The organism is Leuconostoc sp. DB-1 (genome assembly GCF_013414845.1).
Lineage (GTDB): Bacteria > Bacillota > Bacilli > Lactobacillales > Lactobacillaceae > Leuconostoc > Leuconostoc mesenteroides.
In genome coordinates, this window is the sequence record NZ_JABFNJ010000001.1 from 1,538,666 (window position 1) to 1,552,500 (window position 13,835).

Genomic DNA, 13,835 nt, shown 5'->3' on the forward strand with positions numbered 1-13,835 from the left:
TACACTAACGTTGGAACCAGATTTTGTCTAACAAACCACTGAATAGTAAGAAACTAATCATTACTACGTTGAATGTTATCACAATCGCTAACGCATTCGTAAATTTATTATGCGGTACGTGATGCTTTTTCTTATAGCGTAACCACATATCATTGACAACAAGACCAACACCATGAAACAAGCCATAAGCGATATAGTACCATTTCAATCCGTGCCAAAATCCCATAATCAACATATTAATGATATAAGCCACGTTTGACGTTGTGACTCGACTTTTAAACCATTTTTTCTTCATCATCAGAAACACGAGTCTCATAAAGACAAAGTCACGGAACCAAAATGATAAAGTCATATGCCAACGATTCCAAAACTCTTTTAAGTTCCTGGACAAAAATGGTAAATTAAAATTCATTGGCACTTCAATTCCCATCACGTAGCCAGTTGCTACAGCGAACATTGAATATCCAGCAAAGTCAAAAAATAAATTCAAACCGTAAATATACATGTACGCTATTATCCACCATGACCATCCGCCTTGAGCATGTGCAGAAATAATCGCCATACGCTCAACATTTGGCATTAATACAGTTCCCAAAGCATGAGACACGATGAATTTATACAAAAAACCAATGAAAAGGTATTTGACAGCTTTGCCAAGCATTTCTAGATACTTATCGCGTGTCGGTGCTTTCTCAACATCTTTCACAAAACGACGGTACCGATCAATAGGACCTGACGAAATTGTTGGCATAAACAGCATGAACCGCAAGAAAAGCCAAGGATTAAATTCTTGAATCGAACCATCACGTATTTCCATCACCATACCAACTGAACGGAATGTCAAATACGAAATACCCATAAATCCGAGTAAGGTTGTCACTTGCAACCAATTAGCAACTGGCGCAACCTTAATTAATACTAGTGGCAAGATAGCTAAAATAGTTGTGACATAAAACACCCAAGCTTGGTTGTACTTTTTACGATACAAAGTATAGGCCCAAACAAGCAGCCATTGCCAAATCATGTAGATAATTAATGCGATACCTTCATGGTATTTCTCACCATCAAACATCAAGAAAATAAAGACAAGTGAGACCAGCACTTCATACCAAGCTATACGCTTTCCAAAGTATAAACCAATGGCTAGAGGCACTAGAGCCAACAATAAAATAATGAAGTACTGCGGATCTGCATAGGGTTGTAGATTAAGCATTGCCATTCACCTCAGCAATCAACCCTTTTAAATCAATTTTACCATTTGGTGTTAATGGCATTGACTCGCGATATATAAATCGACTCGGCATCATATAAGGCATCATAATGTCTTTCATGCCATCTTTAATTGCATTTGTTAACAACATAGGTTTAGAAAAGTCATTTTCTTTGGGCACCACAATGGCCAACAGCTGCTTAACTTTACCATCAGCGTCATAACGTGGAACAGCGACTACTTGTTCTATCCATTGACTTTGTTGTAATTGTTGCGCAACTTCTTCCAATTCAATTCGGAACCCATGTAATTTGATTTGAAAATCACTACGTCCTTTATAATGCAACAAACCATTTTCATCAACTGTTGCTAAATCACCGGTTTTATATGCCTGTTCACCGTTAAATTTCGTGAAAGCGTCATTTGTTTTTTCAGGGTTGTTCAAATAACCTTTGGAAACCGAAGGGCCAGAAATCACAATTTCGCCTTTTTCCCCAGAAGAAACTTCTTGGTCATTGCTATCTTGAATACTAATTAACGTATCTTTCTTTACGTACCCAATTGGCATTTTATCGTAGTTTTCGATGATCTTCTTGGTAATGCGTATACTTGAAACAGCAACTGTGGCTTCTGTCGGCCCATACGTATTGTATATTTTCACCTTTGGAAAGCGCGCTAGTAACTTCTCTGCTGTCGTACGTGTTAGTACTTCGCCACAAAACAAAAAGGCCTTCAAATTTGGATTGTTCGCTTGATTAAATTCTGGATCCAGAAGGGCAACATCAGCAAATGATGGCGTCGAAACCCATGTAGTTAAGTCTAACTTTGGTAAAGTGGCAAATAATAGTTTAAAGTCCTCAGCTACTGATTTGGGTAATGCTTTCAAAGTCCCACCCGTAACAATTGTGGGAACCCAATCCATCACTGATAAATCAAAAGAATATGGTGGCTGTGATAACACATTACTGCCTTCTTGCCAGTCAAATGTGTCGCCGATCATCCAATTAGTAAAGCTTAGTAAATTATGATGTGAAATTTGAACGCCCTTTGGACGCCCTGTTGTCCCAGAAGTGAAAATAATATAAAAATTATCATTTTCTTGAACAGAATGTGTCAATTCATAAGGTACATTCGTAGAAAATATACGATCCAGATGTTGTTTATCAATTATTAAAATATCTGAAATTGATGTTGGTAACTCATCAATAGCTAAGATCACTGCAGGCTTAGCAATTTCAATAATATCTGTCAATCTTTCCTCTGCTGAATTAACATCAACTGGAATGTAGGCATGCCCTGATTTAGCACTGCCTAAGAAACTGGCGATCATTTCAAATTGCTGCCCACCATACACCATAACTGGCGCTTTTTCCGGCAAATTTAGTTCATCTAAAGCATGAGCTAAACTATCAGATGCTTTTTTCAGCTGTTCATAAGTATGCTTTTTCCCCAATTCATCATACGCAACTTTTTTAGGCTGCGTTGTCGCGATGAGATCAACCTGTTTTAACACATTATCAATCATGTGTGCTCCCCCATTTAAAATTCATTGTAAAGAAAATGTCCTTCCCCAACGCCAGAATAGCCGTATAAGTACAAAAGTGATAAAATGATTAAGAAATAAAAAACAGTACGCCCAACAAAATTAATAACTGGATGTTGGAAAAAATGCTTTAACATTCGCAGTAACCCCCGTATAAATTGTCTCTTTAAAAGCTATTTATTTTAACTTTAAAGTATCGTTAATAATATAATGAACCTTATTATAACATACATATTTCAGAATGTTAAATTTATATATCAAAGAATGGAACGATAGATTACTATGATTAAAAAATGTTTCTCGCTTATTGTTAAACTAGACAATATTGTATTAAAAAACCATGTTTTCCAAGCAATATTCTCAGCAATGCGACAAACACTCCCCGTTCTGGCAATCGACGTTTACTTGCGTCTGTTGTTCGTATTATTTTTAGCACCGAATGCTTTATTCCCTGTCATTTTTAATATCAATTTAAAAATAACAGGCCTGCAAATAATTCTTTCTATTTTGGACGTCGTTATTCTCATGATTTTTGCCGCTGCCTTGACAAATAAATACCTAATCTACCGCCGCATAAAAAATAACATATTACCAATATTAACCAATTTTTTGGCCACCTACCTCCTTTTCACTGTCAATACACAAGATTTTTCACATAATGTTTCACAATATTTAGTGGTCACCGTATTAACTTTGCTCAGTAGTGAATCCTATTATCAATACCAAAGACTCTTTCGTAAAACCCTACAACCTTATTCAGCAAGATTTTTAGTTTGGTCCGCTTTTATCCTTGGCCTCTATTTTTTGGTTCAACCGTATGTTCAACAAACTACGTTACAGTTACTAATCAGTAGTATTTTGTCATCTAATTTCTTCACAACATTCGTTGGTCTCCTACTAGTAGGAGCATGTGCACCAGTTCTGTATTGGTTAGGCATTGCATTGCCGAACGAACTAACTTCCAATCAAACAACAATTAACGCTGTCGTCAAAAATTTAGATGTTATTTTGAAAAATACTCACGCGACATTGCCATACCCTGAAAATCTCTATAGTGTGTATGGTACGTTTTCATTACTTGGTGGCATTGGCAATACACTAGCAATTAGTTTTTTGCTTTTATTTATGTCATCAAAAAGAAAGCAAAATTTAGGACTGTTATCCGTATTCCCTAGCTTATTCAATAATAATCAATTGCTTTATTTTGGATTACCATTATTCTTAAGACCTCTGATGTTGGTTCCTATGATTTTGTCTAGCGTAGCAGGCACCTTGGTTGGCTATGTAGCAATTGCCACACATTTGATAAAGCCGGCTTCCCTAGTGATACCAAATAATGCTCCTAATTTATTAACTGCATTCTTAGGAAGCGGTAAATTATCTTCCTTAATTGTGGTAGCAATAGTCTTTGGGTTGACGGTATTGATTTACAAGCCATTTATCGAACTTGATAACGCTGAGGTACAAAATGAGAAATAAACTAATCATCTTATCCAGTTTCATATTATTAATAGTAATTGGTATTTTTAGTCATAGTTGGGTTGTCCACACTCGTACCACACAATCGAAAATACAAACATCACATATGTCACCAATTATTCTAATTCCGGGTTCAAGTGCTTCAGTCAATCGATTTGATAGTCTATTAACTAAGCTCAACACTAAGAGCCAGCGACACGATATTTTAAAAGTTTGGGTCACTAAAGATGGTAAGTTGGTATACAGTGGCAAAATTCGATCTAGTGATGAGCAACCATTTATTGTCGTTGGCTTTCAAAACAATGCTGATGGTTACGACAATATTAAAAAGCAGGCTAAGTGGCTAAATACTGCTCTTATTGATTTACAAGATCGTTATCATTTCCATAATTTCCAAGGAATTGGCCACTCAAACGGCGGGCTCATTTGGACTAGATATTTAGAAAATTACTACAGTTCTGATAGTTTCAATATGGCAACCTTAATGACGCTAGGCACCCCCTTCAACTTCTCTGAATCCTCATCACAACGTCGCACAGTCATGTTAAAAGACTTTATTGAAAAAAATACCAAATTACCCTCTAATTTGGTTATGTATTCGATAGCTGGTACAGAAGATTATACAGATGACGGTATCGTTCCAGTTCAAAGTGTTTTAGCCGGAAAGTATATTTTCCAAAAACATGTCAAATCCTATACTCAAATTACTGTTTCTGGAGATGATGCGCAACATTCAAGTCTCCCAGAAAATACAGAAGTTGTGAAATTAATACAAGAACATATACTTAAGGAAAACACTAATAATAACTTTCGAAAACCACAATAAAAGCAGCCCAGATGGGCTGCTTTTATTTTATAGCAATTTCTTGTATGATCTTTTTTAAACGATATTGCATTTGCTCAAATCGTCTTTTTTCACTATCTTCAATATCATATTTAAGTGCCCCTATGATTTGTAATAGTGCTTCTTTGAAAGCAACGGATTCAGCCATATTTATTTTTGAAAGTGATTCACGCAATGCAAAAATATGTTCTGGATTATATGTGTCAGTTCCCACATTAATAGTCGTTAAATCGTCATCCATAGCCAGCATTTTATAGTTAAATTGCGCTTTTTCAGTGTAGTGATGACGAACTAAATCAGTAGCCCTATTTGATAACGCCGTAATAAAATAAGTCGAAAATTTAGCCCGTGGTCGATTACAATCATACTTTTGTACACACTTCATCAGGATTTCTAATCCCTCTGAATACCAATCATCCTGTTTCATTCGACCGCTAATCTTTCGCGAATGCACATCAAATATAGCCGCTTTCAAATGTTTAATCAATACATTATACGCAAATTCGTGCCCCCTTTGCGCCGCGATAACTGCTCCAATTAATCTATCTGTCCCCAATTATATACTCCCGCCATATTAGTAGTTTAATCAACTACTTATAACGGATTTCGTGAATTATATCCTTGATAAATCAACAAACTAGCAGCAACACTAGCATTCAAACTCTGAACATGCCCCACCATTGGAATCGTGACCATACCATCAACTTTTTTCTTTAATAATGGCGAAATGCCTCTCCCTTCATTACCAATAATCAACGCTACCGCGCCATTTGCATCCCAACGGCGATAATCATCACCAGCCATGTCTGTTCCAAAAACCCAAACATTACGCTTCTTAAGCTCTTCCACTATATTTACTAAGTTCGTCACTCGAGCAACAGGAACATGTTCAATGGCTCCAGTAGATGTCTTAGCAACGGTTGCCGTCAGTTGAACTGCCCGACGTTTTGGAATAATAATACCGTGAACTCCAGCTGCATCAGCAGTACGCAAAATAGACCCTAAGTTGTGTGGATCTTCAATGCCATCTAAAATGACAAAAAATGGTGCTTCGCCTTTTTTGTCAGCCTGTTCAAATAAATCATCAATTGACGCGTACTCAAAGGCCGCCACACTTAAAACAACACCTTGATGATTACCACCATCGGTTAGCTCATCTAGTTTTGACTTTGGTGCCTGCTGAATAACCAACTTCTTCTTCTTGGCCAATTGCGTAATTTCGTTACGAATTTTGTCTTGTAATCCTGTTTGTAGCCAAACCTTATTTATTTCTTGCGTGCTTTTTAACGATTCAACACTGGCATGATGCCCGTAAACGAATTCTGTTGATTCTGTTGGTTTCATTTGTTTGTACTCCCTGTCTCCACCTGTTCAAAAATCCATGTCATTAGTTCTAAGATGCGCTCATGTTGTTCAGACATATACAAATAACCAAATAATGCTTCAACACCTGTTGAAATTCGATACGTAATGACATCAGTATTTTTTGCTTTTGTATGTGACTTAGCATTACGACCACGTTTGAAATAATCTAATTCATCATCGGTTAGGATATTGCTTACCATCATTTGCTCAAATAACGCAGCATGCGCTTTCGCGGAAACATAATGTTTACTACGTTTTTGTAGTTCATTTACTTTTGTTAAGCCTAAAGACAATAAGTGCCGTCGTACTTCTAGTTCATAGATTGCATCGCCAATATAAGCCAGCGATAATCCGTTCATTTGTCTGTAATTTAAATTATGCATAATTCAATTATACGCAATTATATTGACTTGCGTACAAATTTCAATAAATGTTCTGCAGAACTATTTAAGTTTACCTATTTTTAATGAATATGAGAAGCTCTTTGGCATAAACGGTATCATTTTTGGCATAATATGCACATTTGTTTTAAAAATACTTTTTTTATAATTAAAAAAAACACTTATCATATATGATAAGTGTTTTTTAATACTATGCTTTTAGTTGTCAAATGTTTTTGCAACATCGTCTAACTTAGGAATATCTGAAGCTTCTTCGCTTTCAGACTCAGGTTGAGCGATAACATCCCCGACAACTTTACTCTTGATCTTGCGATATTCAGCCATACCAGTTCCGGCAGGAATAATCTTACCAATAATAACGTTCTCTTTCAAACCAACAAGTGGATCGTTTTTGCCACGAATAGCAGCATCTGTCAAAACACGTGTTGTTTCTTGGAAGGATGCGGCAGATAAGAATGAATTTGTCTCAAGCGCAGCCTTAGTAATTCCCAACAGAACTGGACGAGCAGTCGCTGGTACTAAGCCTTCAAACAAAGCTGGTTCGTTAGCGCGCTTGAAATCAGCGATATCCATTAATGTTCCTGGCAACAAGTCTGTTTGACCTGGATCCATGACACGGATTTTACGTAACATTTGACGAATCATTACTTCAATATGTTTGTCAGAAACTTCAATACCTTGCAAACGGTAAACCTTTTGAATTTCAGTTAGCATATATGATTCTGTTGTCAAAGTGTCTGTAACAGCTAACAACTCTTTAGGATCAATTGGTCCTTCGTTGATAGCCTCACCACGCTTAATTTCGTCACCTTCACCAAAACGCATACGTGTTGTCAAAGGTAATGTATAAGTTCTTGTATCAGTTTCGCCTTCAATTGTAACTGACTTTGTGCGGTCTGCAGGATTTTCTTCAATCACAGTAATTGTACCCGTAACTTCAGAAATTTCTGCACGTCCCTTAGGAATACGCGCCTCAACAATTTCTTGAACACGAGGCAAACCTTGCGTAATATCATTACCACCGGCAACTCCACCCGTGTGGAAGTTACGCATTGTCAATTGCGTACCTGGCTCACCGATTGATTGTGCAGCAACAGTTCCAACGGCTTCACCAACTTCAACTTCTTCACCAGATGCTAAGTTTCGACCATAGTCAAGCACTGAAACACCGTGTTCCGTTGTTGATGTAAAGACTGAACGAATAGTTACTTCTTTAATACCAGCATTCACAATCTTCTTGGCAACATCTTCATCAATCATTTCATTACGTGAAACAATCTTTTCATCTGTTTCAGGGTCAAATACAGACTTCATTGCATAACGACCGAGAATACGATCGTACAATGGTTCAACCACAGATGTGCCATCCATAATTGCTTGAACAGCAACACCACGATCTGAATCATTGTCAAACTCACGTACAATAACATCTTGAGCCACATCAACTAGTCGACGTGTCAAGTAACCTGAGTTAGCTGTCTTCAAGGCCGTATCTGACATTCCCTTACGAGCTCCGTGAGTAGAAATAAACATTTCCATCACTGTCAAACCTTCACGGAAGTTAGCTGTAACTGGCAATTCAATAATCTTACCACCAGGTCCAGCCATCAATCCACGCATACCAGCTAATTGAACGAAGTTCGAAATGTTACCTCGAGCCCCAGAATCTTGCATCATAAAGATAGGGTTCGTTGGTTCAAACGATTCAATCAACTTGTCTTGAATAATATCCTTGGCTTTTGTCCAAATTTCGGTTACACGTTGATAACGTTCCGAATCAGTTATCAAACCACGACGGAACTGCTTTGTTACTGTGGCAACTTGACTATGAGCGTCTTCAAGAATAGCAGGTTTTTCCTCTAATTCCAATACATCCGTCATTGACACTGTTAAACCAGATTCAGTAGACTTGTCGTAACCCAAATCTTTCATACGATCCAACAATAATGAAGTTTCTGTCACCTTATAACGCTTATATACTTCAGCGATAATATCTGACAAGAAGCCCTTCTTGAAAGGATTAACGATCGATGTATCAGCCAAATAATCATGTATATTTTCACCAGCATCAATAAAGAAACTATCATCAACTCGCTTAAAGTTATCTTCTGATGGTTCGTTGATATATGGGAAATCTGAAGGCAAAATTTCGTTAAAGAATAACTTACCTACCGAAGTGATCATAATCTTTGAACGTTGCTCGTCAGTAAATGGCTTTTCGCTTGGGAATGAAGAAGTCTGAATACCTACTCGTGTATGATAATGAACAACCTTGCTTGCAAAAGCAATTCGTGCTTCATCAACGCTAGAGAAGATCATTCCTTCGCCTTCACGACCGGCTTCTTCAGTAGTCAAATAGTAGTTTCCAATAACCATATCCTGTGATGGCGCAACAATTGGCTTTCCATCTTTAGGTGCCAAAATATGACCAGCAGCAAGCATTAACAAACGCGCTTCAGCTTGTGCTTCATCAGATAATGGTACGTGGATGGCCATCTGATCACCATCGAAATCGGCGTTATAGGCTTCAGTAACCAATGGGTGCAAACGCATTGCTTTACCTGAAACTAACACTGGCTCAAACGCTTGAATTCCAAGACGGTGCAATGTAGGTGCTCGGTTCAAAAGAACAGGGTGTTCCTTGATAACATCTTCCAAGACATCCATCACGTCGCCGTCAGCTTTATCAATCTTGCGTTTAGCAGACTTGACATTGCCAGCCAACTTACGTGTTGTTAATTCTTTCATGATAAATGGACGGAATAGTTCAATAGCCATTGGTACAGGCAATCCCATTTGGTTCATTTTCAAGAAAGGTCCAACATCAATAACCGAACGACCAGAATAATCAACACGCTTACCAAGTAAGTTCTGACGGAAACGACCTTGCTTACCCTTCAACATGTGTGAAAGTGATTTCAATGGACGATTACCTGGACCAGCAACCGGACGACCACGACGACCATTATCAATCAACGCATCAACAGCTTCTTGTAACATACGCTTTTCATTTTGCACGATAATGCCTGGCGCATTCAAATCAAGCAAACGCTTCAAACGATTGTTACGGTTGATAACACGGCGATATAAATCATTCAAATCAGACGTGGCAAAACGGCCACCTTCCAATTGAACCATCGGACGCAAATCTGGAGGAATAACTGGAATAACTTCCATTACCATCCATTCAGGTTTGTTATCTGACTGGAGAAAGGCTTCAATAATGTCCAAACGACGTACCGCACGTACTCGTTTTTGTCCTGTTGCTTCTTGCAATTCACGCTTTAATTCATCAGCTTCCGTAGCTAAATCAACGTTTGCAAGTAATTCTTTGATTGCTTCTGCGCCCATGCCAGCCTTAAAGCCAGCACCATATTCTTTTTTCAGTTGACGGTACTCACGTTCCGTCATCATTTGCTTCTTTTCAACAGGTGCATCACCTGGTTCAATAACAACATAAGAAGCAAAATATATAATTTCTTCAAGTGAACGTGGAGACATGTCTAAAACAAGTCCCATACGTGAAGGAATTCCCTTGAAATACCAAATATGTGTAACAGGAGCAGCTAATTCGATGTGACCCATACGTTCACGACGAACTTTTGATGATGTTACTTCAACACCACAGCGGTCACAAACAATACCCTTATATCGGATTCGCTTGTACTTACCACAGGCACATTCATAATCTTTTGTAGGTCCGAAAATACGTTCATCGAACAAACCGTCTTTTTCTGGCTTAAGTGTTCGATAGTTAATCGTTTCTGGCTTCTTTACTTCACCATAAGACCATGAACGAATCTTATCAGGGGAAGCCAAAGCGATTTGCATACTTTCGAATTTATTAACATCGATTGCCATCTATTTGCTGTTACCTTTCTAAATTATTTTTCCTCAAATGTTTGACTTTGTTCTTCAACCTTAGAGAAGGCTGCAGCAACTTCTTCATCATCTTTGTTTAACAGATCAGGATTTGTACGGGCTAGCTTTTCAAGTGCATCAACAGGCAAAATTGAATCATCTTCATCCATTTGACGCAACTCAACTTCATCACCTGCACCATCTAGTACTTGCATGTCCAAGCCAAGTGCCTGCAATTCTTTGACCAAAACACGGAAAGACTCTGGTACACCAGGACGAGGAATTGGTTCACCCTTAATAATTGATTCATACACTTTAACACGGCCTGCAACATCATCTGACTTATACGTCAAGATTTCTTGCAATGTGTAAGCTGCACCATAAGCTTCCAAAGCCCAAACTTCCATTTCACCGAAACGCTGTCCACCAAACTGGGCTTTACCACCCAAAGGCTGTTGTGTAACAAGTGAGTAAGGACCAATTGAACGTGCATGAATTTTATCGTCAACCATGTGCGCTAGTTTCATATAATGCATGACACCAACACCAACACGCTTGTCAAAAGCTTCACCAGTGCGACCATCATAGACAACTGACTTACCGTCTTGTGGTAACCCAGCCTCACGTAAGGCCATTTCAATTTCATCATCACTGGCACCATCAAAGACAGGTGAAGCAACATGAATACCAAGTTTCTTGGCAGCAAATCCTAGGTGCAATTCAAGTACTTGCCCAATATTCATACGTGATGGCACACCCATGGGTGACAATAGAATGTCAATAGGTGTTCCATCAGGCATATATGGCATATCTTCTTCTGGCACAACAACAGAAACAGTTCCCTTGTTTCCATGACGACCAGCCATCTTATCACCGACTTGAATTTTACGCTTTTGTGCAATATAAACACGAACCATCATGTTGACACCTGGTGCTAATTCATCACCATTTTCAGGTGTATAAATACGAACGTTTTGAACGACACCGCCGCCGCCATGAGGAACACGTAATGATGTATCACGTACTTCACGCGCTTTTTCGCCAAAAATGGCATGCAATAAACGTTCTTCAGCAGAAAGTTCAGTAACACCCTTAGGCGTTACCTTACCAACTAAGATATCACCATCGTGCACTTCAGCACCGACACGAATAATACCGTCCGCATCCAAATCCTTCAACTGATCTTCACCAGTGTTAGGAATTTCACGAGTCATTTCTTCCGGTCCAAGTTTTGTGTCTCGCGCTTCTGAATCGTATTCTTCGATGTGAATTGAAGTATAAACATCTTCACGGACCAAACGTTCATTTAAGACAATGGCATCTTCGAAGTTATATCCTTGCCAAGTCATGAAAGCAATTAAGGGATTTTGCCCCAAGGCCAATTCACCTTGTTCCATTGAAGGACCATCAGCCAAAACCTCGTCGGCTTCAATATGCTCACCGACATGTACAATTGGCTTTTGGTTATAGTTTTTACCACCGTTTGAACGACGGAATTTCATCAATTCATAAGTATCCAATTGACCATCTTCACGACGAACTCGGATTTGGCGGCCGTCCACATACTCAACTTCACCAGATGCGCGTGCAATCATCGCAACACCAGAATCGTGAGCTGCTTTATACTCAATTCCTGTTCCTACTAATGGTGAATGTGGATCAAGCAAAGGCACTGCCTGACGTTGCATGTTGGCACCCATCAAAGCACGGTTGGAATCATCGTTTTCCAAGAACGGAATAGCAGCTGTTCCAACAGAAACAACCTGCTTTGGCGAAACGTCCATGTAGTCAATACGATCAATTGGTGTTTCAATGTTTTCTTCACCAAAACGAGCCATAACTGTGTTGTGGACAAAGCTACCATCTTCATTTAATGGTGAGTTAGCTTGAGCAACAATATAGTTATCTTCTTCATCGGCTGTCAAATAATCAATCTTATCTGTAACCTTATGAGTTGTCCAATCAACACGACGGTATGGTGTTTCAACGAAACCATATTTGTTAATGCGACCATAAGTGGCCAACGAGTTAATCAACCCAATGTTAGGACCTTCTGGTGTTTCAATCGGATCAATACGACCGTAATGTGTATAGTGAACATCTCGAACTTCAACGCCGGCACGATCACGAGTCAAACCACCCGGTCCAAGAGCTGACAAACGACGTTTGTGGTTCATTTCACCCAATGGGTTAGTTTGATCCATAAACTGTGACAATTGTGAAGAACCAAAGAATTCTTTGACAGCGGCTACAACAGGACGTATATTGATTAACTGTTGTGGTGTAACCGTGTTGGCATCTTGAATTGACATGCGTTCACGAACAACACGTTCCATACGCGTTAAGCCAATACGGAATTGGTTTTGCAACAATTCACCAACAGAACGAATACGACGGTTACCCAAGTGGTCAATATCATCAACATGACCAACACCTTCTTGCAAGTTCAAGAAGTAGTTCATACCTGCCAAGATATCAGCTGGACGTACTGTACGATCAGCTTCATCAATGTGCCCATTGCCAATCAACAACAATGTCTTTTCTGGGTTTTCGGGAGATTCGATTTTGATTTTTTGAAGGGTTACAGGTTCTTCAAGAACAGCATCACCTGATGGAGTATATGTTGTTGTCTTAAAATCTTCACGATCCAAATATGGTGTTAATTTAGAAATAACTTCCTTATCGACTAACGTACCTTTTTCAGCAATAATTTCACCAGAATCAGGGTCAGCCAATGTTTCTGCTAATGTTTGGTTTAACAAACGTGTCTTAAGTGACAGCTTTTTATTAATCTTATAACGGCCCACAGAAGCTAAATCATAACGCTTTGGATCAAAGAAACGAGCAACTAATAGTGCACGTGATGAATCAGCAGTCTTTGGTTCACCTGGACGCAAACGTTCGTATACATCCTTCAATGCTTCTTCAACACGAGAATCTGACATATCCTTATGGACATCTTTTTCAAGGGTCATGTTCAATGCATCATATTGATCTGAAAAAATATCAATAATGTCTGAATCCGAACCAAATCCAAGTGCACGTACTAATTCAGTCATTAGCAACTTACGCGTGCGATCAATGCGGACGTTAGCAATGCCCTTGGCATCAGTTTCATACTCCAACCATGCG

Annotated in this window: 10 protein-coding genes (1 of these 10 cut by a window edge); 2 read left to right on the plus strand and 8 right to left on the minus strand. The window is 38.8% G+C overall.

Annotation, left to right across the window (positions count from 1 at the left end; genetic code table 11):
* Positions 1–4: 4 nt before the first annotated feature.
* From dltB to HFP47_RS07585, 3 genes are read right to left on the minus strand one after another with little or no spacing between them, the layout of a single operon-like run.
* Entirely contained in the window at positions 5–1,213 is a 1,209-nt protein-coding gene (dltB, locus tag HFP47_RS07575; RefSeq protein WP_042252359.1) for a D-alanyl-lipoteichoic acid biosynthesis protein DltB, read from the minus strand.
* Positions 1,206–2,735, minus strand: coding sequence for a D-alanine--poly(phosphoribitol) ligase subunit DltA (dltA, locus tag HFP47_RS07580; RefSeq protein ID WP_096639540.1), 1,530 nt, complete (start codon positions 2,733–2,735; stop codon positions 1,206–1,208). The genes dltB and dltA overlap by 8 nt, the downstream gene beginning before the upstream one ends.
* A gap of 14 nt (positions 2,736–2,749) precedes the next feature.
* Positions 2,750–2,890 carry a teichoic acid D-Ala incorporation-associated protein DltX gene (locus tag HFP47_RS07585; RefSeq protein ID WP_002815850.1) on the minus strand — a complete coding sequence of 47 codons (141 nt, stop codon included), beginning with the start codon at positions 2,888–2,890 and terminating at the stop codon, positions 2,750–2,752.
* Between the two features lie 145 nt (positions 2,891–3,035).
* Here HFP47_RS07585 and HFP47_RS07590 point away from each other — a divergent pair, with 145 nt between their 5' ends.
* Together HFP47_RS07590 and HFP47_RS07595 are read left to right on the plus strand one after the other, a co-directional pair.
* Positions 3,036–4,232: a PTS sugar transporter subunit IIC gene (locus HFP47_RS07590; protein WP_179876290.1), complete on the plus strand. Its 1,197-nt coding sequence runs from the start codon at positions 3,036–3,038 to the stop codon at positions 4,230–4,232.
* Entirely contained in the window at positions 4,222–5,058 is an 837-nt protein-coding gene (locus HFP47_RS07595) for an alpha/beta hydrolase (protein ID WP_042252365.1), read from the plus strand. Before HFP47_RS07590 ends, HFP47_RS07595 begins: the two co-directional genes overlap by 11 nt.
* A gap of 22 nt (positions 5,059–5,080) precedes the next feature.
* Here HFP47_RS07595 and HFP47_RS07600 read toward each other — a convergent pair whose 3' ends face one another.
* From HFP47_RS07600 to HFP47_RS07620, 5 genes are all read right to left on the minus strand, one after another.
* Positions 5,081–5,632, minus strand: a complete 552-nt coding sequence (locus HFP47_RS07600; protein WP_042252369.1) for a sigma factor — start codon at positions 5,630–5,632, stop codon at positions 5,081–5,083.
* Between the two features lie 38 nt (positions 5,633–5,670).
* Entirely contained in the window at positions 5,671–6,420 is a 750-nt protein-coding gene (gene rlmB, locus HFP47_RS07605) for a 23S rRNA (guanosine(2251)-2'-O)-methyltransferase RlmB (RefSeq protein ID WP_010287895.1), read from the minus strand.
* Positions 6,417–6,824 (minus strand): Mini-ribonuclease 3, encoded by a 408-nt coding sequence (locus HFP47_RS07610; protein WP_010287891.1) that lies wholly within the window; start codon positions 6,822–6,824, stop codon positions 6,417–6,419. The genes rlmB and HFP47_RS07610 overlap by 4 nt, the downstream gene beginning before the upstream one ends.
* A gap of 216 nt (positions 6,825–7,040) precedes the next feature.
* The gene (gene rpoC / locus HFP47_RS07615; protein ID WP_011680407.1) at positions 7,041–10,703 is read right to left on the minus strand and encodes a DNA-directed RNA polymerase subunit beta'; all 3,663 of its coding nucleotides are present in this window, start codon (positions 10,701–10,703) and stop codon (positions 7,041–7,043) included.
* 23 nt (positions 10,704–10,726) lie between these two features.
* Positions 10,727–13,835, minus strand: partial view of a DNA-directed RNA polymerase subunit beta gene (locus tag HFP47_RS07620; protein ID WP_179876291.1) — the 3' portion only. Its footprint extends 500 nt past the window's final position; only the last 3,109 of its 3,609 coding nucleotides appear in the window; the start codon falls outside the window, past its right edge; the stop codon is at positions 10,727–10,729.